Origin of the sequence: Sulfitobacter sp. BSw21498, from assembly GCF_006064855.1 — a bacterium.
GTDB lineage: Bacteria > Pseudomonadota > Alphaproteobacteria > Rhodobacterales > Rhodobacteraceae > Sulfitobacter.
The window spans coordinates 1-22957 of the sequence record NZ_CP040754.1 but is presented as its reverse complement, the minus strand read 5'-3'; the positions used below and the strand labels follow the sequence as shown (position 1 = coordinate 22957).

The following is a 22957-nucleotide window of genomic DNA, read 5'->3' as shown; positions in this document are numbered from 1 at the left end:
TTCCTTCCGACTAATTGAAAGTACTCACCCGACCAATTGAAAGTCAAGATCCGACCAATTGAAAGCGAAGATCTTCAATTCTGCGTTGCCTCGGTCTCCTTACTTGCATTTCCAACAGCCAACTCCAACTCTGGCAAGTCCCGCAGTGTCTGCAAATCGAACGCTGTCAGAAACGTCTCCGTCGTCACAAAGGTATGCGGCGCGCCGGGTCGCGGTGCTCTCGGACCGCTGGCGATCAGATCCTTGAACCGCAACCGCGCCAGCAGATCGCGGCTGACGTCTTTGCCAAAAATGTCTTTGAGCCCAGCCCGGTCGATCGGTTGGTGATAGGCAATGGCGCAAAGCACCCCCATCTCGGTCTCGGTGAACGCGAGGGATTGATCACCAAGGTCGGCAGCGGCTTTGATCGCATCCGCAAACTGCGTCTTCGTGCGGAACATCCACCCGCCGGGACCTTCGGCCAGCTCATAGGGTCGGCCCACCAGTTCCGCCCGGATATCAGCAATCAGCATCTCAACCGAGGCCCCCTGCCCCACCACGCGCGCCAGGTCGTCGCGACCAACTGGCGACGCACTGGCAAACAACACGGCTTCGATCCGGCCCATCCATTCACGCCAGCGCAGCTCTTGCGGCAGGTCTGCAAGTTCCCGGTCAAACAAGTCTTCGTCTTTCGTGCGCCCCTGCCCTTTCACAGGCTTTCGTTTGGCCGCAACGTTCATGGCGGTGCGGGTCATGGTACGATCCCATAGAGCCGGAACGTTGACCGCCCGGTCAACTCGCGGGCAATGCCCAGCTCCACTAGCCGATCACAAAACCGCCGCGCCGCTCGATCCGTCATGCGCGTGGTCGTGCCTTGGATCATCGGTGACAGCATCGACGCCGGGGCGACGGCATCCTCAGACAGGAACAGATCGACCGCCGCCTCCGATCCCTTGGCGCGCAACTTCGGGGCCACAGACTGAAGAGCAACCGCTCTCGATGAACAGTCGCACGCGATCCGGATCGTGTCTTCGATGGACTCGACGAGGCGCTGCTGAACGTTCAACTCACCCCCCTGCCCGTCTGCGACCAAGTCCCGCAACAGTGCCTTGGTGAGATGCTGCGCCGTGATCGGAAGAAGAGATGGCCAATTCAAGATGCGTGCCAGAACCACATCACTGAGCAGGCAGGCAATCCGCTCGGCCCGGTCATCCGCTTCGAGGACCGCCCCCAGTACCGCAACACACCCAGCCAACGGCCCATGCGTCCTCGCGCGAGCAATACTCGCGTTGAGCCAAATGTGCACGTCAGTCTCAGCGTCAGGTCCGATGAGGCTCCCAAGCCCGGCTTGCCATTCTCGGTCGTTCAGTCGGAACCGCACTGCGTCGCGCCAGAAGGCCAAGAGATCGCCGTCGGGACCCCGCGCCTCGCCTGGCGGCGTTAGATGATAGGCATCGCGAATATCCGCCTCCCGCGCCAGTCGGCCCTCGAGTTTCGAGGTGGCGGTCGCGGCGGTCAGTGCCAGCCGGTTGGCCAGCAGCTTCACGGGCACCCCGTGGGTCGGATTAGTGACCAAAGCGTCGAGCACGGTCAGCGCCGCCCCCGACCGAAAGGTCACAGTTTCAAGGGTTTCTGCACGCTGAGAGGTGACCCAGGCGGGCAGCTTGGGTAGGGTGTTCAGGTCGTCTTGAATAGCGGCAGGCTGATATGTCATGCCACAACACTATCGCACGGCGGCGCTTTCGTCTACAATATACGGCACAAACCGCCCCACCCTGCTGCTCCCAGTTATGTCCAATAAGTTTGTATTATCGGACATAGAAAGATATGCTCTGCGACATGTCAAAAAGCAACGAGAAATCGCCCTCAAGTCCAGCAAACGCGCCCTGCCCCAACGAGGACAACGAAAGTTATCCTTCTTCCGATGAGGCTCTAAGCCTCCCCACCTTTGTGGCTGGTTCTGGCACACTCGATCGGCTGGTTGAGACTGCCCGCGACTATGCGAAGCACGCTGCATCTGAGAACACGCTAAAGGCCTACACGAAGGATTGGGCACACTTCTCTCGCTGGTGCCGGATGAAGGGCATAGACCCCCTGCCCCCCTCGCCCGAAATGATCGGGCTTTATCTTGCAGATCTGGCTGCGCCTACTGGCAAAGCCCCTGCCCTTTCGGTTTCAACTATAGATCGTCGGCTCTCAGGTCTCAGTTGGAACTACACACAGCGTGGCTTCAACCTCGATCGTAAGAACCGTCACATCGCCACGGTGCTGGCCGGGATCAAACGCAAGCACGCCCGTCCTTCGGTACAGAAAGAGGCCATCCTTGCCGAGGACATCCTTGATATGATTGAGACCCTTGGATTTGGGCTGAGAGACCTACGTGATCGGGCCATTCTGCTTATTGGATACGCAGGAGGTCTCCGTCGTTCTGAAATCGTTAGCCTAGATGTTGGTAAGGACGACACACCCGACAGTGGTGGCTGGATCGAGATCCTCGAGGATGGTGCCCTGCTCACGCTGAACGCCAAGACCGGCTGGCGTGAGGTCGAGATCGGCCGCGGATCGTCTAGCCAGACTTGCCCGGTGCACGCACTCGAACAATGGCTACACTTCGCCAAGATCGATTTCGGCCCAGTGTTTGTCCGCGCTACACGGGATGGAAAGAATGCGCTTAAGGCACGGCTAAGCGATAAGCACGTTGCGCGCCTGATCAAGCAAACCGTGTTGGACGCTGGACTCCGAAGCGAGCTGCCAGAAAAGGAACGCCTCGCCCTGTTCTCTGGGCATTCCCTGCGGGCGGGCCTCGCCAGCTCCGCCGAAGTCGACGAACGCTACGTCCAAAAACAACTGGGCCACGCTTCCGCAGAGATGACCCGCCGATATCAACGTCGACGGGATCGGTTCCGCGTGAACCTGACCAAGGCGGCAGGGCTTTAGCTAGGAACTAGCCGCTCAAAATGAAAGATTTGGTTCGAATTTGGGAACCCACCATTCGACTATTGGAGGCCACACCATTTGTGCATTAGGAGCCTCCTTTTGCGCAATAGGTGTGCTCTCGTGTATCATTTGGTCAATCCAACTTCATGGACGTTTTTTTACGATCCAGCGAGAAAATTCTAACCTTCTCGCACTTGAAGTGCACGAAAGTTAGAATTTGGTCTCATCGTCAAGTACCGTTGACACCCGTTAAGGGATATTTCCGACAACAATTTGACATTCGTCATACAAAAATATCGAAGAATCATAGCTGAAGAAAAAAATCACTAGTCCCAACCGTCGCCAATCTGAAGAGTTGCGTTTTCCACGAGAAACTCGAGCTAAAAATAGAAATATACATATTTATCAGTATATTGTAGCCATCCTCATGCGCGGACCTGATTGGTGCTGTGGATAACTATTGCACTACATATAGATTTTTCTTGCCGGACTCACTCATTCATGGCATTCCCATTTTGACGACAAAGCGCGTCAGACGCACCTTGGGTCGTCAGAAGAGCGAAGAGCCTTAATAAAGGCCATGACAGGCGGCAGTAGATGAATGAACAAAACACAGGTTATGCACAAGGTATAGGTTCTTCTGATATCGGAGCCTTTGCAGACAATCTTGCTGAGTCTCTTGACCGGCAGATGAAGATAGCTTTCGAGCCCGAAGAGCGAAAATTCCTCAGGCGCTTCAGCTCAACCGAAGTTGCTGGTTTGCTTCGCGTCAGCACATCCAATCTGCGTAATCGCCATAAAGACGGTAGCTTTCCGGAAGTCTTCACTGATGGTCGCGGTCACAGGTTCTATACGGCCGAAGAGGTCGATGACCTGCGAAATATCTTAGCTCGAACTGGCAAAAATGCCGATTCTTACCTGCCCGGCCGCCGCAAAGGCGACCGCCTACAGGTAATATCAGTCGTAAATTTCAAAGGTGGATCGTCCAAGACAACCGCTACAATCCATCTTGCACAGCGCTATGCCTTACGCGGCTACCGCGTGCTCGTACTAGATCTGGATCCACAAGCTAGTCTAACAACGTTTTTTGGCTTTCGGCCAGAGCTCGAATTTGCTGAAGGCGGCACGATATACGACGCTTTGCGTTATGAAGATCAGATCCCCCTCAGCCAAGTCATTCAGAAGACTTATTTCCACAAGCTAGACATGGTTCCAGCGGGTCTAATGCTTTCTGAGTACGAAACCGAAACAGCGAACGCACTCGCTCGGCGAGTACAACCAATTTTTGCAGAACGCCTTTCTGCAGCCCTAGAGGAAGTGGAAGCAGACTACGACATCGTATTAATCGATTGCCCTCCGCAATTGGGATTTCTCACTTTGACAGCCTTAGCCGCATCGACTGGCCTGCTCGTCACTGTTGTCCCAGGTATGCTTGACATTGCATCCATGAGTCAGTTCCTCAAACTCGCGTCAGAGACTATCAAGGCCGTCGAAGAAGCTATTGGACGAAAAGTCACTTGGGATTTCGTCAAGTTCCTTATCACGCGGTATGAGCCCTCGGACGGACCCCAAACCCAAATGGCCGGATATTTGAGGTCAATTCTTGCTGGGCAAGTCATGACAGAACCGATGTTAAAGTCGACTGCAGTATCAGATGCAGGAATGACCCAACAGACTGTCTATGAAGTGGACCCCGGTCAGTTCATTCGCAAAACCATTGATCGTGCGCTATCCAGTATAGACAGCGTTGCCGATGAGCTTGAGCAGACAATTCAGCTGGCATGGGGGCGCCGCTAATGGCACGCAACATTTTCAACCAACCCCCAGCAGATGACAACAAAGTCGCATCCCCCTCCCCTGCCCCGGCGAGATCTACAAAGCTACCCGGTTCTGTCGGTGGGCTTCGTGACTCCCTCCGCGAGATCACAGCCAATTCTATTCGCGACATAGAGCCTGATCAGATCGATATGGACGGACTGCGCGACCGATTGATTTTGGAAGACAGCAGCATTGACGAACTCGCCGAGAGCATACGAAAGCATGGTCAGCAGGTACCAATCATGGTCCGTCCCTCGGACCAGCATGATCGCTACCGCATCGTTTATGGTCGACGTAGACTTGCGGCAATTCGAAAAATAGGCGGATCAGTGAAGGCAATTGTCCGTACGCTGGACGACGATGCCTCATTGATCGCACAAGGCCAAGAGAACAACCTTCGGCTCGACCCTTCCTTTATCGAAAAATCTCTTTTTATCAAAGAGATGCACGAGGCCGGATACAAACCCAGCATTATCCAGGACGCGTTGGGGCTGACGCGACAAGGCGTATCGAACCATCGCGTAGTCATTGAGCAATTACCTGAAGAGCTTGTACGAATAATCGGACCTGCTCATGGTGTTGGCAGGCGACAGTGGGGGGAGTTGGCCGCTCTTGCCAAGCGAGTACAACTTATTGATATCGCAAAGGAAACGCTTGGCGAACTGCCCATCGAGACACCAAGCTCAGAGAAGTTTCAAGCGGTGTACGCTGCCTGCGCTAAAAAGATAAAACCCGCTGTGAGGCTAGCCCCTAAGGGCCTGACGACCGTCGTAAAAGATGAGAACGGCAGTCCTCTAGCGACGCTTGCAGTTGATGGCAAAGCGATTGCTATCAAAATCGCCCGCAAGGACAACCCGGAATTCGGCCAGTGGCTAGAAGATCGTGCAGAGGCAACGCTTCTGCAGCTTTTCGACCAGTGGCAGAGTGAGAGAGACTCGGGATCCTGATCCCAGTCAAAATTAGAAACACGAGCAGAGGAGAAATACGAAGACCAGAAAGAAAAGAGCCCCCCAAAGTTTCCCTCGGAGAGCCCTCATCAGTAGTTTTGCACCTTTGATGTAGCAACCTCCAATACAACGGTCAAGAGTCACCGATTCGGTGGACGTCTTTTTATTGCCTTGTCGTGCTTCAAAACGCGAGACAAGACGGGGAAGTTGTGGGCCAAACGGTCGTCGTTCATAAATCATGGCATTCACAAAACTCTCAATCAAAAGCACCCCCGCTGTTCCAGCGTCAGGTTCGCAAACACCTCATGAGACTGATATCTGGGCAATCTTCAGGGCCCTCAGAGACTCGCGTAGCATGTTTGAACTACGCCCCGGCCACGTCCAAACACTTCAAGCTATGCTGAGTTTCCTCAGGCCAGGTCACGGTGATACCGTGTTCGCCTCCAACAACGAGATTTGCCGGCGCGTCGGAGGTATCGATGAAAGGACACTCCGCAGACATATCGACCGCTTTGTCGAACTCGGCTTTATGAAGCGCCACGACAGTCCAAACCGGAAACGCTACCGTGTAAGATCATCAGATGGTCATTCCATCAGTTATGGTCTTTCTCTTACTCCGTTATTGGAACGCGCCAGCGAGCTGTTATCCGTCGCTCAGGAAATGGAAAACAACCGTCGAGATCGTATTTTCCTCCGTAAACAGATACTGACAAAACTGGCCCGCTTGGAAGAATGCGATCCCAGAAACAGCTTGCTTTCCGAAGTTCGTAAAAGACTCCGGAGAAAGCTAACGATTGCAGAATATCGCAATCTATTGACCGACGTTGACGCCGAATATATCGATTTGTCCACCGCGGTGGACGCTCCAGAAACGATCAAACTGCCCGCCAATGACGGACAAATTGTCCGGCACCATTCTAGGTCTATAAAAGAACAAAAAGATTTAGAAGACAATCAAGCCAACGAGCCACCAACAATTCAGAAACTTATCTCGATATGTGATCAGGCAATATCGTTCTCAACGAACAGGCTCCATTGCTGGCTAGACATCGAAAACCATGCACGCACCCTTGCACCGATGATGGGCATTCACTCAAACACTTTCGACAAAGCAAAGACGGCCGTAGGCTCAGAGAAGGCATCATGTGCCATCTTCATCATACTTCAGCTAGGGAGCCAGATCAGAGACTTCGGAGCCTATTTTCATAGCATAACACTTGGCAAAAGAGTTCAGCAGTTCAACCCAACTGTCTTGCTCGATAGGTTATCAAAAGCAGATACTGTAAATGCATAACGTCCACCGCGGTGGACACTTTGAAAGAACAACGAAAATGACGATTTACTTACCCTTTGGTTCCGGCCATTCGTTGAAAGTCATACGCACCATTGGCGAATGGACCAAATCGCATGGCGGTGAAAAGTTTGAGGGCAGCCATGAATATTTTCAGCACAACGAGAATGCGTATTTCCATAACTCAGTCTGAGATCATGAGTGAACGCTCTGACCGCACTTCGACGAAACACCACTCCGCGTGCGAGCATCATTCCAACATTATTGGAGCTCCCATGTTTCGCTGATGTCGTTAGCTAGAAACTTAAACACTTCCTTCAATGAGCGGAGACAGTACGTACAATCTTGGTCATCTTCGTACACAGCAACAAAAACCATGATACTGGTCGCGCGCAGCCATGCTTTAAAAAGGCAGGTGTATCCCCGGACGTATATTGCAAAGAGAAAATGCAAGGCTTCCAGTTGGTGCTACCGCTGTCGATTGTCTAGGTCGGGTAACCGTAAGATGGATAAGGAGTTTTGTTGCTAAAATTGTATGCCCTTCTCTATTCATGCTCTTGAATGGTGATCGTTGGTATCTACTCGCTTATTGCCATCCAAAATGTCCTGAATAGATTGCTCAAATAGCGATAAATATATATTTATCAATGAGATAGACGGTGAATAGCCCTAGGGGAGGTCCAAAATCACCTCGCTGACCTTCATTAAGATAGCGTCATTCAATCTGAACTGATTTCTACCAGTTCACGATGCTCGATACTTCAATGGCCAGGTCAAAGATCTCATCGTAGATGCCCCGCAGCTGTTTTGGGTAAGGTCAATTTGGTTCGGATCTGGCGCTGCCGAAAAGTAAAAGTTTCCTTCTTGTTTTGGGACTGTCTGAAGGAACCCTTGTGGGTGTTCCTGACGGGTCCGGGTCAGTTTCCGGCCTGTCTGTCCTGACAAGGAACCTCCCATGCAAACAGAAGTATTGCGCGTGCTGCGCACTGAAGCTCAGTCGTGGTGGTGGCATCGAGAGCTTAGAAGAACTGGTGACCTTGATGAGGCTTGTCGGCTGGAACGCCGAACAATCCGCCGCGATCTTGGATATCTCCGTGCGGCCCTCAACAACCCCAATGCCTATGTCAGCTGCGGTGGGGGAGGGACCATTCTTCACCTCGGGCTGACAACAGTCTCGCTCTATGCCCCCGTTGAACGCTTCCCGCTCGCCAGCTTGGCCGTCCGGCTTGGAACGCCTCTGATTGACTGCCGCCCCATCAGCGACATCATCACCTTGGTAAACCTGCCGAAGGTCACAATGGATGGCACGGTTGATCCAGAACCTTGGACGTCCTCCAGCCGGATACCGCTTTTGACATATCTCGATCTTAGCGAACGCCTCGGCGCTCGTATCGTCAACGATCCGCGCGCAGGTCGCGCGACCTAACCCATCCTTCCAAATCAATCTCAACCGAAAGGAGGCCAGCCATGGCCCGTTCCCGCACGTCCAAATTTGACGCATCCGAAGCCATCACCAATGAACTCATCCGCATCATCGAACGCGGTGTTCTGCCGTGGCGCAAACCGTGGACCGCTGGCGGTAGCGCGCGTCCGTTGCGCCACAACAGTGAGCCCTATCAAGGCGTGAACAACTTCCTGCTCACCATGCGCACGGTGATGGCAGGATATACCTCTCCGTTCTGGATGACCGTGCCGCAGGCGAATACTCTTGGAGCAAAGATCCGAAAGGGCGAACGCTCGTCTGTTGTTGTTTATTATGGCCAGAGTCGAACGCAGTCCGATGATGAGCAAGATACCAACGATGGCAATACCGAAGAAGCCCGTGTTTTTCGCTTCCAGAAGTCATATCGCGTGTTCAACGCAGATCAAATCGAGGGCTTGCCGGAGGCATTCCGCCCGGATGCTTGTCCGGTCCCCGATCATGTGCCATCTGCGCCAATCCCGCATATGCAGGCGTTCTTTGATGCCATCGATATTACGACGGTCTTTGGTGGAACCGAGGCACGCTATAATCCGCCCGTCGACAAGGTGTTCATGCCAAGCATCGAGCGCTTCAAGGACCCCCTGAACTTTTACGGGGTCTGGGCGCATGAGCTTGCCCATGCCACCAAGGCGCCCCATCGCCTGAACCGAGACTACGGTCTCAGCCGATTTGGCAACACAGCCTATTCCCGCGAAGAGATCGTCGCAGAACTGACGTCCTGCTTTCTGGGGCAGGAGCTCGGGTTCACTGCGCATACGCTCGAGCTGAACGCGTCTTATTTGTATCATTGGTTGCGCGTATTGCGCTCGGACAAGACGGCAATCTTCAAACACGCGGCGGACGCGCAGAAGGCCTGTGATTACCTCATTGCACGCTCAGAGGCGGGCAGGGCAGGGGCCACCGACCAGGCAGCATGAGAAGTCAGGTGTTGTCGCAGGCGGTGTCGCTCAAAGAGTGAAAGCAAGCTTTGGGTTTTGTGTTTTCAATTTCCTCGAAAGGACAGACCCATGACCACTTCCGCACTCCCTCAAACCGAAGGCCCCGACATCGCAGCAATCGCGGCGCAGAATGATGCCTTCCGCAAACTCGCCTGCCTTGGTGAAACCCCTTCGCAGCCCATTCAGGGTCGAATGCACCTCGCAAGTTCACTGGCGATGGCAGAAGATGGCTTAGCCCTTGAGGCCGTGCAAGCTGTGGGTGAGTTCGACGTCTTCGAGCCAGAGAACGATCCAGACGGGTGCCACGACTTTGGTGCAGTGGATATCCGCGGGCAAAAGGTCTTCTGGAAAATCGATCTTTATGAAGCGGATAGCGATTTCCGGTATGGCGCTGAGGCCCCTGACAACCCTGCAACCACCATGCGCGTGCTCACCATTATGATGGCATCCGACTGGTAGGGCAGGGGGCCCAACCTCACAAGCGATGCACAATCTGAAGGCCCGCTGACCCCTCCAAAGGGAAAGCGGGCCATTTTTCATGTGATCCCCGCCCTGGGGATTGGTCAGGCCGTTCCGAATGTTCGGGGCGGCGCAAACATCTCAAAAGGACATCACATGACACATGCTCTCAAATCTATCTCGGTCGCCATTGGTGATCTCACGTCGCATCCTGCCAACGTGCGCAGCAACTCGCCTGAAACCTACGAGTCCGAGGCGATAGCCCATCTCAAGGCCAGCATCGGCGTTCTGGGCATCATCCAACCGTTGCTTGTGCAAAAGATTGATGGCAAGTTCGGCGTCTTGGCAGGTGGTCGACGTCGCGCAGCTTTGAACGAACTGGTCGTTGACAAGACCGCCAAGGGCTTCACCAACAAAACCAAGATCGAATGCCGCTTGGTGCCGGACGACTGCGATGTGACTACAGCGCTCTCGCTCGCAGAAAACATCACCCAAGCCCCGATGAACGCTATCGACGAGTTCGAAGCCTTCGCGCGCATGATGGAGGTCGATGGGCAGTCACCTGAGACGATTGCCAAGACTTTTGGCACCACAGTCGCCGCCGTGAAGGGTCGCTTGCGCTATGGTTTGATCCATCCCGATATCCGCGCAGCCGCGCGCGCCAAGACGATCACCCTCGATACGATGAAGGCCTTTGCGGACCATCCAAGCCAAGCCGTGCAGCTTGAGGTGTATGAGGCGCTAACGAGCGATGACAGCTACGTGCAGGCCTATACGGTGCGTCAGGCGCTTAAAACCCGCGGTGTGCAGGTGAGCGACGATATCGGGGCCTTCGTGCGCGAGGACTATGAGGCGCGGGGTGGTCCCATCGCTGCTGATCTCCTCGAGGAGCATTCCGTGCTAGAGGACATCGCTTTGGTTGAGACGATCATGGTCGAAAAACTCACCGCCGCTGCCGAAGATGCACGGGCCCAAATGGGATTTGCGTGGGCCGAGGCATTGGTGCGCTACGATTATGCAACGATGGCAGAATACGGTCGCGTCCATCCCGGTCCGGTCGAGCCTGACGCCGCTGGCCAAAAGCGTGTCGATGCGATCACCGAGGAGCTCGAGAAACTACAGATTGAGATGGAGGACGAGACCCTCGAGACCGATCCCTACAACGCCCTCTACGACCGCGTGGATGCGCTCGAAGAAGAGGCGCGGGATCTGCAGGAAGCCTACAGTGCAGACGATCTTGCGCAGGGTGGTGTTATCGCGTCCTGGTCAAACGGCAAGATTACCCTGCATGTTGGCTTAGTACGGCCAGAGGACAAGCCTGAGGCGACAGCGCAGACAGCCAGCGCCGGCGGCACGTCAGACAACGTCGAAGGGCAGGGCGCAGACGCAATCGTCTACCCCGCCTCGCTGACCCAAGACCTCAAGACTGAACGGGCAATGGCGCTCGGCGCGGCCATGACCCTGCATCCGGAGGCCACGCTCGATCTGACATTGTTCAAGCTGGTCACGGACGTGCTTGGCGGCATGAGCGCAACTCACGCCGTCAAGGTCGAGGCCCGCAAAGAATACCGCAGCCACGCCAAGATGGATGAGATCGACGGCACCTCACTGGAACAGGTTGCTGAGGCGCATGACGCGCTCGATCTATCTTGGGCGGATGAGGCGAAGTCTCCTGCAGATCAGTTTGCTTTGTTCCGCGCCCTTGAGACAGGCGAGAAGGCCAAACTGGTCGCCTATGCCACGGCCAGCACCACGCAATCGTGTTTTGCCCGCAGCCGACAAAGCGACAGCCTGATGCATGACTTCGAGATCGAGGTGATGCCCGACGTGCGCGCGCATTGGACGCCGAATGCGGCGCTGTTCAACCGGTTCAAAAAGGCATGGCTGCTCAAAATCCTTGGTGAGGAACTCGGCCTTGCGCAGGAGGCAGTGACCCTAGCCTCCATGAGCAAGAAAGAGATCGTTGCATTCTGCGACAAGCTCTTCGCCGAGCCCTTTGCGACGCTCACGGAGGCACAGCATGCAGCGGTCGCGGCCTGGTGCCCGCCGATGATGCAAACGACCGGTGGCGTCAGCTTGGTTGTCGATGCGGAAGAAGCCGCCGCCCAAACCGAGACCGTTCAGGCGAAAGCCGCCTGATCCATCGAGGCGACCCGCGCTTGGAAACAACCTGGCGCGGGTCAGATCCCGACATTCCCTTGAAACACCAAGAAAGACATCCCCATGGCTATTCTCAAATTCTCCGCGTCCGCTGTCGTGGTGCAAATCGCGCATGCGCGCTCGTGTTCAACCTTTCTGCCCAACTGGAACGGGCCCGTCGACAAGCCTGCCCTGATCCTCATCGTTGGGAACGGCGTACATCTGCGCTCCAACGGCATTGACGGATCAACCACGCGCATCGTCACCACCGAGCAGTCCGATCCCAGCTTTGCCTTCGCGAATGGCATCAATCCATTTCGCGACAGCGATTGGATGGCACAGCGTCAAATGGCGTTCCGCGATCTGACCGGGCAGTTCTACACTGACATCCTTGATGATGTGCAAACCCTGATTGATCGTGAGCAGGGGGCCATTCGGCTGGCAACCGATGGGCATTCTATCCGTGTCTTCGTCCGTCGCGCCTCAGACTTCCTGATTGGTGGCACCTATGAGGTTCCGTCAGGCTTGGGTGGCACATTCCGAGTGGTCCTCAAGGACGCCTGCGACACCTTTGCCATCGTTCAGAACTGCGGCAACTGCGAAGACTTCGATGCCATGCAGCCGTATCGCGTGCCGCTCGATGCACTCATGGAGCTCGAAGACCGAAGGGCGGCGTAACGCGCCCTTTCTTCACTCGCATCGCCAATACCCTGCCAGGCCTTCGGCCTTCTCGGGACATTGGCGACAAATGACTCTTCTATGAAAGAAAGGACGCTGAAATGGGTTGGCTCTTTTACACCGACCGGCGAGTTCAGACCTACGCCGATGAGAAAGCAGAGATCACGCGTCTCTGCACCTTCGAGACAGAAACGCGCCGCACGACACTGCTCAAAGCCAGTAAGGTTGGCTCGACGTGGTATGCGGCAGCAAAAGTTGAGAGCCTTGATGCGGCACGTTTGGAGGATCGAACATATGCAACCGACGAAGATGGAACCTTCACCTTCGGTGCGGTGTTCCTGACGCGCACCGACGACGGGTGCTGGGGCTACAAGGACATGGAGGAAAGCGCCGGTCCTTGCGAATCCCGCGCGCCGCTAAGCATCCTCAATCTGCTGTCCGAGTTGAAAGACCCCGAAAGCTACGCCCACGCTTGGCGGCAGCGGTGTCGGGACTGGGCCGCGATCCCTGATTACGCTGAGGGCGACAAGATCAAGTTGGTTGCCCCTGTGACCCTCAGCGATGGCAGCACCTGTCAGATCGTCACCGCGACGCATTACAAGCGAGGGCGGCAAAAACGCCGCTGCTACCGCATTGAGGAAACCGGCAGCCTTGTACGGCTCTCAAAGGCGTCGCTGGCGGGATCGACCCTCATCAGCAGTGAAATAGCTGAGGGCAGTGCCGTGTTGGCGGAGTATTTTGGCCAGCAGACGCCATAGGAGGCCCCACAGCGCGTTCCACGCCGTATTCTGGCCCTAGGGGCCTCCTCCGCGCTGCAAAGCGTAGAGGAGGCTTTTTGTCCTGTGAACCTCAACCCGGATCACAAAGGACAGAAAACATGGCCCATCCCAACCAGAAGCACTCCAATCTAACCCCATCTAACGCTCAGCTTAAATCAGCCCTGTCGCTGATCGCCGCCGAGATCGCGCGCGGCCCTCTGCGCAGCTCCTCTCTTTCAAAGATTATGCGCAACACCTTTGGCGGCAGCGACGTGAGCGGTGCATGGAGCTGGCGTATGGCCTACGACATGATGCAGGCTGCTGCGGTTCAAACACTTTTCTTGTATGCGAACGGGTCAGGCGCACTTGGTGCTGCCAAGAACCTCGCGATGCGGCTCTTGACCGAAACCCGTCGGTCCGAGCAACAAATTCGCCTGCAACAGTTCTCGACCCCGCTGCCTTACGCAGCCCTCGCGGCGCGCGCGGCCGCAATCCGGACAGGTGAGACTGCGTTGGAACCCTCTGCGGGAACCGGCTCATTGGCAGGCTTTGCCAAGCAGGCAGGGGCCAAGCTTTTCCTTAACGAAGTCGATCCGTTTCGCCAACGGCTGCTTGATGTGATGTTTGACGCGCAGGCGAGCGGACATGATGCCGAGCATATCGATGATCTGCTGACATCAACAACAGCCCCCAGCGTTGTCGTGATGAACCCGCCGTTTGCATCCTCGGTCGATCGCTCTCGTGATAAGCATATAGCAGCAAAACATCTCATCGGCGCCGCGAAACGATTGGCACCTGGAGGGCGTCTTGTTGCGATCATGCCGATGGGCTTCACCCCCGAGCGGGATGCTGCACATTGGACCCGCGCGATGAGCCTTCTCACGCCACGGCTGGCCCTGACCATCCCCGGCCATGTCTACCGTAAACTTGGCACCAGCGTGGATACCCAGCTGATGGTCTTCGATAAGGTTGATGAGGGCGGCGAGATGATCCGAGCCTCCGTTGATGATCTCGATGAGGCGGTCAGTATCGTGGACAAGATTGCCGCGACGCGCCCGCCTGTGACGGCGGCACGCTCATTGAATGTCGGGCTCCCTCTGATGCCACCCGGGTCCCACAAGGCACGCAAGCCTGTCGCATCAAAGGCATCTGCCGCCAAAACTCCTAAACACGCTGCAACACCGCTGTCGTTCGCCACGCTCGAGACACCGCGCGAAAACACCCCCATCTCCGAGATATACGCCCGCTATCGCCCGCAGCGGATCGATATCGCCGGCGCACAGGAACACCCGACGCCGCTTGTTGAAAGCATTGCCATGGCCTCAGTCGCACCCCCCGTGCCGTCCTTGCAGGCCGCCGAGGGGCTGCGGCTGCCGAACCGCTTGATTGCAGAGGGCCATCTCTCTGAGGCCCAACTTGAAACCATTATCATGGCCAACGACGCCCATGCGCGGGACTTGCCCGGCAAGTTCACCATCGATGAGGATCAGACCAAGATGTTGCGCAGTGATGAGGATACGGAGGCACGAGCCTACCGCTTGGGATACTTCCTCGGGGATGGCACTGGCTGCGGTAAGGGACGCGAGTGCGCAGGCCTCATTCTGGTCAATTGGCTCTCTGGGCGGCGCAAAGCCGTCTGGGTATCAAAATCCGCAACCCTGATTGAAGACGCCGTGCGCGACTGGACCGACCTTGGTGGCTCACCCGCAGATATACAGCCGCTCTCGAAATGGAAACCGGATCAATCTGTCACCATGGGCGATGGCATTTTGTTCGTCACCTATGCAACGCTGCGCTCCGCGGGCAAATGTGGCACCACGCGCCTGAACCAGCTTCTCGACTGGATGGGAGACGACTTCGATGGCGTGCTCGCTTTTGACGAGGCCCACGCGATGCAAAATGCGGCCGGATCAGAGCAGGGCAGGGGGGCAAAACCATCCCAGCAAGGTCTTGCAGGTCTGCGCCTGCAACTCGCCACTCCGAGCGCTCGCGTCTTCTATATCTCGGCGACGGGAGCCACATCTGTCCACAACCTCGCCTATGCATCCCGGCTCGGGCTCTGGGGCCAAGGCCCAGAATATCCGTTCCCCAGCCGCGAGAGCTTCGTCTCAGCGATGGAGGCGGGCGGCGTGGCTGCCATGGAGGTTGTGGCCCGCGATCTTAAGACGCTCGGGTTCTACACCGCGCGGGCGCTGAGCTTTAACGGGGTCGAATACGATGTGCTGGAACATGCACTGACGTCCGCCCAAACAGAGATCTACGATGCCTATGCGCGCGCGTTCCGCACGATCCACCATAACTTGGAGGCCGCACTGACCGCGACAGGCGTCAATGATGCCTCGGGAGAGACAAATGCGTCTGCTGCAAAAGCATCCGCCAAGTCGCGGTTCGAGAGCACAAAGCAGCGGTTCTTCAATCATCTGCTGATGGGGATGAAAGCTCCGTCGATTGTCAGCGCTATTCAGCAGGACCTATCCGATGGCTATGCCTGCGTTATCCAAATGGTTTCAACGGGCGAAAGCCTTTTGAAACGGCGCATGGAGGTGATGGACCCCGATGATGAACTCGTCGAGGGCGCGCTGACGCCGCGCGACTACGTGCTTGGCTATCTCGAACAGGCCTTTCCGATCCACACCCAGAAGCTGGTCGAGATTGACGGCATTGTTGTTGCAGAGCCGCTGCGGGATGAAACTGGGGCCTTGGTCGTCTCTCGCGAAGCGCTGGCCCTGCGCGACGAGGCGATGATGGATTTGATGGCGCTGGCCCCGATCCCCGCGGCACTGGATCAAATCCTCTGGGCATTCGGGGATGAGGCAGTCGCAGAGGTGACGGGGCGGTCCATCCGCCCGCTCAAATCGAGCGACGGCGCTCTCTTCATCGAAAAGCGCAGCCCCAGCAGTAATTCCTCCGAGACGCAGGCGTTTATGGATGGGGAAAAGAACATCCTGATATTCTCGGATGCGGGTGGCACGGGGCGATCCTATCATGCGGCACAAACTGCCAAGAACCAGAAGCGGCGTCGCCATTACCTGCTGGAACCCGGCTGGCGCGCGGATGCAGCCATCCAAGGGCTTGGGCGTACACATCGCTCCGCGCAAGTCAGCGCGCCGTTCTTCCGGGTCTGCACCTCGGACGTCCACGGTGAAAAACGCTTCACGTCAACAATCAGTAAACGTCTTGACCAACTTGGCGCACTCACCAAAGGCCAACGCGAGACTGGCTCGCAAGGCATGTTCCGCGAAGAAGACAATCTCGAAAGCCCCATCGCGCGATCCGCGCTGCGTGGATATTACGCCGATCTTGCGGCGGGGCGAGCGGAGGCGATGGGTTATGAGACCTTTACCGATTGGACGGCGTTGCGGCTAATCGACAAGGATGGCGTGCTGCTGGAAGAACTGCCGCCCATCCAGCGGTTCCTCAATCGGGTGCTGGCCCTTCCTATCCATATGCAGAACGCGCTCTTTGCTGAGTTTATGCAGCGCATCGCGGACCAAACTGAACGTGCAAGGGATGCAGGTACGCTTGATCTCGGGGTGGAAACGCTGCGAGGCGAAACGATTAGACAGGTCTCGGCGGAGGATCTATGGACCTGCCCGCAATCGGGTGCAGTCACTCGTATCATCGGATTGGAGGTGACGGATCCTGTTCACATTGCGCGCGCCGATGGTGCACTCGGCAACAACTTCGACAAAATCCCTATGGTCAATCGCGCATCGGGGCGGGTTGGGCTGATCTCAAAACGTCCTATGCAGATGTATGACGAAGACATGGTCACCCTGATGCGCAAGGTTATCCGTCCAACTGGCAAATCCTACCTCGAAGAGGCCAAGTTCGAAGCCTCGGCTTGGGAGGCTGTCGAGCAATCAGAGTTCATTCGGCTTTGGGACGATGAGGCCGACAGCTTGCCCAAAACCACCACGACAAAGCTCTACTTGCTCACGGGTCTGTTGCTTCCGATCTGGAAGACCATCCCGACAAGCAACGAGCGTATCTATCGCGTCACGTCCGAGGGCTGTGCGAGCATGATCGGACGCACACTTAGTGAGGAGGGGGCTGCAGCCCTTCGGGCGCGATTCATGACAGGGACGCCTGAAACACCGAGTGAAATGCTGACAGCGGCGCTTGGCACGACGGCACCCGTCGATCTGGGGCGCGGCATGACTCTGACGCGCCGCCGTGTTGCAGGCGATGTGCGCTTGGAAATTGGTGGGGCGGACAAGGGCACGATTGATGGTCTCAAAACCCTCGGGTGTTTTACTGAAATCATCGCCTTCCAGCTGCGGGTCTTTGTCCCGCACGGGGCAGGGGTCGATGCGGAAGCGATTCTGACCCGGATCGTGGGGAACGGGGTCGAGAGGCCGAGCGAGCAGGCGGCCTAAAGAGAAAGTCAGCCTTTGGTCGGGTGTGCGGGATGGGGACCAATCAGGCGCTGTTTCACAGCGGTGCCAAGTGCCTTGATCCCGTTCTCTTCCCAACAACGAGCCAGATGATGCCTGTCCTATCTTGGGGACGGGCATCGTCAAACACCCTCCAATAAAAGGAACAGACCATGACAGATACAAACACAGACTTCGCCAGCACAATGGAAAAATGGGCTGCCGAACGCGACGCTGAAAACGCCAAAACCCGCGCCATGATGCTCGTGCAGTTACGCGCACTCGGGGTCACTGAGGTGACCGCAGAATACGAAGGCTACGGCGATTCAGGCAATGTTGAGGACATCACGCTGCAGCCGAGTGCCACTGTGCTGCCGTCTGAACTCTCCAGCCAGCTAGACGAGTTTGCTTGGGCATTTGCCTATCAGCAGCATCCGGGTTTTGAGAACAACGATGGTGGCTATGGTACGCTGACCTGGGATCTCACCAAGGACAGCATCGACCTCGATCATGCCGACCGCTACGTCGAAAGCACCCACAGCTATCACGAGGGGCTTTGATATGGCTCATCCCCTGCATCACGCTGAAAGTTCGGCGCGTAAATTCGGCGGCAAACCCACCGACTATCAAGTCATTCACGATTGGTTTGATGCCTCCAAGGCGCATATGGCGTTCTTCACGCATCGCGCCTTGCGGCATCACACGCAGGGCATCTTTGAGGCGGAGCGGGTCTTCGGTCTAACCATCACGAATTCTGCAGGGCGTTCAATTCCCGTCCGTTGGATCGGGGAACAGCACGTGAAAGAAGACTGTCAGGGCCGCATTCCGGGCATGGCGGATTGGTTTCGGCATATCCAACCTGAAGGCTGGATGGCCAATGGGCATATTGACTTGGCGCAAGCCGAACTTGGCAGCGATCCGCGTGCGGATTGGATTGCCGAGGTTATCACCGGCAAAACTGTTCTCGACTTCAACGATTGGATGAATGCGCGTACGGCCCACTGCTGAAACACCATCCTACCTGCGCCTAATTCCGAATTTCACCGCCTCTAAGACTTTGCTGTCTCGGAGGCTTTTTTGTGCCAACCGAGGAGAATCTGATGAACATCAACGACATTAAAACCGCAGTAGATGCAGGCAAGACCATGCATTGGGTCAACACGGGCTACGTCGTGCGTAAAGATTGCCTTGGGCAATATCTGATTGTCTATTTGCCCAACGGTAACGCGATCGGACTGACCAATCGCGCCGGAACACAGCTCAATGGAGCGGAAGGTGAGTTCTTCATCGCTGAGTGTGACGCCCCCGTGCGGGGCATCACCGCGACGATCAGTCAGAAGGAATTTTAGGGTGATCTATGCGGCACTGCCTCAACCCACAAATAGAGTGCGTTCCCGGCGGAAAGGTCGGGAGAAAGTTGAAAGCAGGCTTTCTGTTTTGTGATCCCACAAGGGGTCGAAAAGCAATCTCGGATGGTCTGGCAAGATGTCGGGCACCGATAACCCAAGAAGGATAAGACCCATGTTCGCAGGAACCCTTACTAAAAACGCCGACACCGCAGCCGCTGTCTTCACCGGCACAATCCACAACACCAAGTTCGACATCGCGATCCAGTTGGAAACTCGCGCAAAGATGTCTGAGCGCAGCCCGGACTTCGACGTCACCGCCGTCAATAAATCCGGTCGCAAGGTGCGTATCGGCACGGCTTGGAACGAAACCGGAAATACCAGTGGTAATCCCTACATTTCAATGCAGATCGATGTTGGTCTTGGGCCATTCCGCGTTAATGCGGTGCAAACGCAGGAGGCACGAAAAGCCAAAAGCGAAGACTTCGAAATCATCCCGCTGGTCTCAAACGGCACGATGAAATCCGGATCAATCTCGGGCGAGCTGACGGCTATGGATGCTGACAACGCATTTGCGGGTTACATCGCCAACATGATGTTCGATCTGGACTTCATGCTCATCGAGAACGACTACAAGACCGAGGAAACCCATCCCGACTACCGGATCGAGGTCAGCTCGCCGAAGGGCAAAGCGATCCGCGTCGGTTCCGCCTGGATGGCGAAAAGCACCCGGACCGGCAACGATTATCTGTCGCTGCTGATCAACACGCCTGACGGTGATCTGCGCGTCAATGCCGTGCAGAACGAAGAGCAACGGGGTGGCCAGACGTTCTCGATCATTCCGTTTGTGCAGAGCGGGGATGAGCAGCCGGACGCAAGCAGTGGGTTGTCACTGGTTGCCTGATCGAAGCGTGACCATCGACAGACAGGGTAGGGGAGCCGCGGCAACGCGGTTCCCCTTTTTTTGTCGGGTTGGCTGAAAGGCTGCCAAAATACTACTCGGCGTGGTAAGAAAAAGTCGCGATCGGTCAGGGTCTTGAAAAACCTATAAGAATTTCGCAGACCAGTGTTTAAAGTACTTGGAATTGCCGAGTGAGACTTGCTAATCAAAGCGCTGCTTCGTATATTGAAGATGCTCTTGGCAGGAGCATGGCACTCGCCGTTTCGAAGCTGCAGGCAGCGCTGCCCACGAATTTCACATCTTCCTTATTGGCTAGCATTCTGGCTTGAGGGGCGATTGGCGAGTGGCGTTTCCATTTCAGGCCCGGAGATTGCTATGTTGATCGAAGATATTCATCCCAACACCCTTGCCGGGGTAAAACGGCTTGCCAAGCAGTACAAGAAGACGAAAGGTATCCGGCACTCTGACGCGCTGGAACTTGCTGCCAAATCTGCGAATTTTGAGAGTTTCCGTCACGCGCAGCGGTCCCTCCCTATGACCCGGACCGCACTTTCAAAACCATACATACTCTTGACCATCTATTGGAGCGACAAAGAGCTCCGCCATCGATGCGGGCGAGAAACTCTGCGGATTGAAATGTCGATGCCAATTCTGGATCTGTGCGAGAAAAGCGCACTAAGGTACGTGCGTGGCTTCGGCAATCTAAGAATGGTTGCCGGCGATCATTTCGTGTGTGACGACATCGCACCGAACCAAGAATATGCGCGAAGCAGGCTTTGTACCGCAGAACGATCGCTTCGCTTCATAGAGCATACTGGGCTGCGGCCATATCGAAACCGTACTGCATATCCCAAGATTCTGAATCGCGATAAACTTCCAAACATGGACCACTCGACGGATTGGATTGACCAAGCCAGCGGTCAGTTTGTCCTGATTGATGAACCTTACGGGGGCGCTCCTGATGTTGAAGAGCGCGCAGCTTGGGCTGATCGAACAGGTTGGCGCATCGAAAAGACTGATTGGCCAGGTCTGTATAGTCCCTACAATTGTGATCTGTATGTCGGTGTCGATGAGAGCTCCGGTTACGATCTTGATGCCTTGATCGAGAAGATTGATGCAATGCCAGCACCCATGGTCAGCGGCAACTGGACCGGCGAGTCCGTTAGTTCTTGGGAGACTTTTCTGAGTCCGTTGGCCAAGACTCGGCAGGACGAGCGCCGTGCAAGATGCAAAGGCATGATCTACCCATCGCCGAGTAAATCGACGGTGCCTTACAACTATAACCCTGGGTGTTCTCGACGCCGTCCAATCGGTGAACTCGGAATTGAAGGTCATATCGAAGCCGGACGTATCATTAAGACTGCGATGCGTTCAGAGTTTTCGCGCTCGGTGGTTTACACGCGCATGAGCCCGCTTCGGTCAGATCTAGAGGGCTGGATGAGCCTAGAAATTGGCCAGGGGCAGCTCGAAGGGCCCGAGTTCTTCGAGGTCTACTATCAGTGGACCGATGAGGATCAGTCTTTTCTTGAGAAGCTTCGTTCAACAGAAAACGTTATTGCAGCCCTTCGTGGACTGGAACGGAAGTTAAAGCTTGCCTATCCAGATTGCGCGCCACTTCGCCAGCAGCTCCGGCGTGTCGAGATGTCAATTTTACTTCTGGCAAAGGCGAAATGAGCGACGAAGTTTGGATGAGACCACTGGGCCGTCCCCGAAACAAAGTCGCGGGGACAGCTTAGTCTGCGGCCTAGAACGATGAAACACAATTTGGATTGGCACAGCAAACGCGCCAATCCTTCCTGCACTCTGGTTAAAGGTTAAGACAGATAATGAAATACCCGGAAATTTGCCGAGAAGCCTTTGCTCTGGTCGATGACATCGGCAAAGGAGCTTTTAACAACGAGTTCAGCGAACGCGGTACGCTCGCGACGACAGTTGAGGTTGCGATGCCCGTTTTGGCCGTTTTTCGCGAACTGGTCCCCGAAGATGCGAAATCTGTCGCTGAGGCTCGGTCTCGGCTTGCCGAGATTGCAGGTGCTGAACAGGGCGTGTTTTCACACTACCCTGCTTTGGCCGCTTTCGCCCTCGGTGAGAGCATTGTGGTTCAATAACTCTCGCAAGGGGCTCCGCAAAAAGAGGCCGACCGGCATGGCGCTGCCTAGACGTCCTCTTTTCCCTCTCTAATGCGTTTCAAGAGCTCTTTGTCTCTTGGATTGGCCCCACCCATGATCGCTTCTACTTGTCGTAGGTGTTGCGAGGCACGCCTCACATCGCGCTGGATAAGCGCTTCGGTTTTTGTTTGCGACCGATCGTCGACAACCTCATGCCCCTCATGAATTGCCCACCCGATGAAGCCCTGTTCGAAACGTTCTTTTGTGGCACCACTCAGGCAAAGTTCTTGGGTTGGTTCACCCGTCCGTATCCTCAGAACCTGGAATGAACGATGAAACCCTCCCCGCCAATTTTCTTGTAACGGGCCAGATTTTTTCGGTCTTTTTGGCATGGGCGTCAGAGACACCTTCAAGAAGACATCTGGATCGTCAATATTGATGAGCGCCAATGCCAGATCCAGAGGCTCACCCAGTGTGCTATGCGTCCAGATATCGTGATCCATCAGGTAGTCGTCGCCTGCGTGTGTCCAATACCCACCGTCAGGTATCCAGAACATTGGTCGATCATCGAGCAAGTCCGGCGCTGAAAACTCCATAGGTTGCCAAATCTGCATGAGTGGCTGAGACAGTTTGAACCGGACACTATCAATATCCACGAACTGCTTTTGCCCAAGTAGTGGGACTGCAGCGGATGCAAGGCGCATCGCCAAATCGAGATCTGTTATGGATGGTGTTTCGCCTTCATCAAGCAACACTTTCAACCCTTGAGATGCGAAGCTCTCATCGGGTATGCGCCCAT

At 55.7% G+C, this 22957-nt stretch carries 21 protein-coding genes; 18 read left to right on the top strand and 3 right to left on the bottom strand.

The genetic code is table 11. The annotated features are described in order from the left end of the window. Window positions 1-74: 74 nt before the first annotated feature. Window positions 75-719 (bottom strand): SMC-Scp complex subunit ScpB, encoded by a 645-nt coding sequence (gene scpB / locus E5180_RS15045; protein ID WP_138925358.1) that lies wholly within the window; start codon window positions 717-719, stop codon window positions 75-77. Window positions 720-730: 11 nt separating this feature from the next. Further along, window positions 731-1693, bottom strand: coding sequence for a DUF1403 family protein (locus E5180_RS15040; RefSeq protein ID WP_138925264.1), 963 nt, complete (start codon window positions 1691-1693; stop codon window positions 731-733). Window positions 1694-1806: 113 nt separating this feature from the next. On the opposite strand from E5180_RS15040, the gene E5180_RS15035 reads away from it, so the two are divergent. The 18 genes from E5180_RS15035 to E5180_RS14955 all read left to right on the top strand — a co-directional run bounded on the left by E5180_RS15035 (window position 1807) and on the right by E5180_RS14955 (window position 22158). Then, complete coding sequence (locus E5180_RS15035) at window positions 1807-2916, top strand: tyrosine-type recombinase/integrase (RefSeq protein WP_171048987.1); 1110 nt, start codon at window positions 1807-1809, stop codon at window positions 2914-2916. A 597-nt stretch (window positions 2917-3513) separates the two neighbouring features. Continuing rightward, a complete protein-coding gene (repA, locus tag E5180_RS15030; RefSeq protein ID WP_138925262.1) occupies window positions 3514-4713 on the top strand; it encodes a plasmid partitioning protein RepA in 1200 nt (399 codons plus the stop codon). After that, entirely contained in the window at window positions 4713-5681 is a 969-nt protein-coding gene (repB, locus tag E5180_RS15025; protein ID WP_254700586.1) for a plasmid partitioning protein RepB, read from the top strand. Before repA ends, repB begins: the two co-directional genes overlap by 1 nt. 238 nt (window positions 5682-5919) lie before the next feature. Next, the gene (gene repC, locus E5180_RS15020) at window positions 5920-6975 is read left to right on the top strand and encodes a plasmid replication protein RepC (RefSeq protein ID WP_138925260.1); all 1056 of its coding nucleotides are present in this window, start codon (window positions 5920-5922) and stop codon (window positions 6973-6975) included. 37 nt (window positions 6976-7012) lie between these two features. Then, the gene (locus tag E5180_RS15780) at window positions 7013-7165 is read left to right on the top strand and encodes a hypothetical protein (protein WP_171048986.1); all 153 of its coding nucleotides are present in this window, start codon (window positions 7013-7015) and stop codon (window positions 7163-7165) included. Between the two features lie 762 nt (window positions 7166-7927). After that, window positions 7928-8398 (top strand): hypothetical protein, encoded by a 471-nt coding sequence (locus E5180_RS15015; protein WP_138925259.1) that lies wholly within the window; start codon window positions 7928-7930, stop codon window positions 8396-8398. 41 nt (window positions 8399-8439) lie between these two features. Beyond that, window positions 8440-9372, top strand: coding sequence for an ArdC family protein (locus E5180_RS15010; protein ID WP_138925258.1), 933 nt, complete (start codon window positions 8440-8442; stop codon window positions 9370-9372). Window positions 9373-9462: 90 nt separating this feature from the next. Then, entirely contained in the window at window positions 9463-9852 is a 390-nt protein-coding gene (locus E5180_RS15005; protein WP_138925257.1) for a DUF3768 domain-containing protein, read from the top strand. 156 nt (window positions 9853-10008) lie between these two features. After that, window positions 10009-11991, top strand: a complete 1983-nt coding sequence (locus E5180_RS15000) for a ParB/RepB/Spo0J family partition protein (protein ID WP_138925256.1) — start codon at window positions 10009-10011, stop codon at window positions 11989-11991. Window positions 11992-12075: 84 nt separating this feature from the next. Next, the gene (locus E5180_RS14995; RefSeq protein WP_138925255.1) at window positions 12076-12669 is read left to right on the top strand and encodes a regulator; all 594 of its coding nucleotides are present in this window, start codon (window positions 12076-12078) and stop codon (window positions 12667-12669) included. A 101-nt stretch (window positions 12670-12770) separates the two neighbouring features. Continuing rightward, window positions 12771-13427 carry a DUF6927 domain-containing protein gene (locus E5180_RS14990; protein ID WP_138925254.1) on the top strand — a complete coding sequence of 219 codons (657 nt, stop codon included), beginning with the start codon at window positions 12771-12773 and terminating at the stop codon, window positions 13425-13427. A gap of 119 nt (window positions 13428-13546) precedes the next feature. Continuing rightward, a complete protein-coding gene (locus E5180_RS14985; RefSeq protein WP_138925253.1) occupies window positions 13547-17806 on the top strand; it encodes a strawberry notch-like NTP hydrolase domain-containing protein in 4260 nt (1419 codons plus the stop codon). A 170-nt stretch (window positions 17807-17976) separates the two neighbouring features. Then, complete coding sequence (locus tag E5180_RS14980; protein WP_138925252.1) at window positions 17977-18363, top strand: DUF6878 family protein; 387 nt, start codon at window positions 17977-17979, stop codon at window positions 18361-18363. A 1-nt stretch (window position 18364) separates the two neighbouring features. Next, entirely contained in the window at window positions 18365-18811 is a 447-nt protein-coding gene (locus E5180_RS14975) for a DUF6915 family protein (RefSeq protein WP_138925251.1), read from the top strand. Between the two features lie 92 nt (window positions 18812-18903). After that, window positions 18904-19152, top strand: coding sequence for a hypothetical protein (locus tag E5180_RS14970; protein WP_138925250.1), 249 nt, complete (start codon window positions 18904-18906; stop codon window positions 19150-19152). A 172-nt stretch (window positions 19153-19324) separates the two neighbouring features. Continuing rightward, complete coding sequence (locus tag E5180_RS14965; RefSeq protein WP_138925249.1) at window positions 19325-20053, top strand: DUF736 family protein; 729 nt, start codon at window positions 19325-19327, stop codon at window positions 20051-20053. 372 nt (window positions 20054-20425) lie between these two features. Further along, the gene (locus tag E5180_RS14960; protein ID WP_138925248.1) at window positions 20426-21724 is read left to right on the top strand and encodes a DUF5623 domain-containing protein; all 1299 of its coding nucleotides are present in this window, start codon (window positions 20426-20428) and stop codon (window positions 21722-21724) included. Window positions 21725-21876: 152 nt separating this feature from the next. Beyond that, the gene (locus E5180_RS14955; protein WP_138925247.1) at window positions 21877-22158 is read left to right on the top strand and encodes a hypothetical protein; all 282 of its coding nucleotides are present in this window, start codon (window positions 21877-21879) and stop codon (window positions 22156-22158) included. A gap of 47 nt (window positions 22159-22205) precedes the next feature. Here the strand turns inward: E5180_RS14955 and E5180_RS14950 are convergent. After that, on the bottom strand, window positions 22206-22957 hold a 752-nt coding region (locus E5180_RS14950), incomplete at its 5' end, for a hypothetical protein (protein ID WP_206338744.1).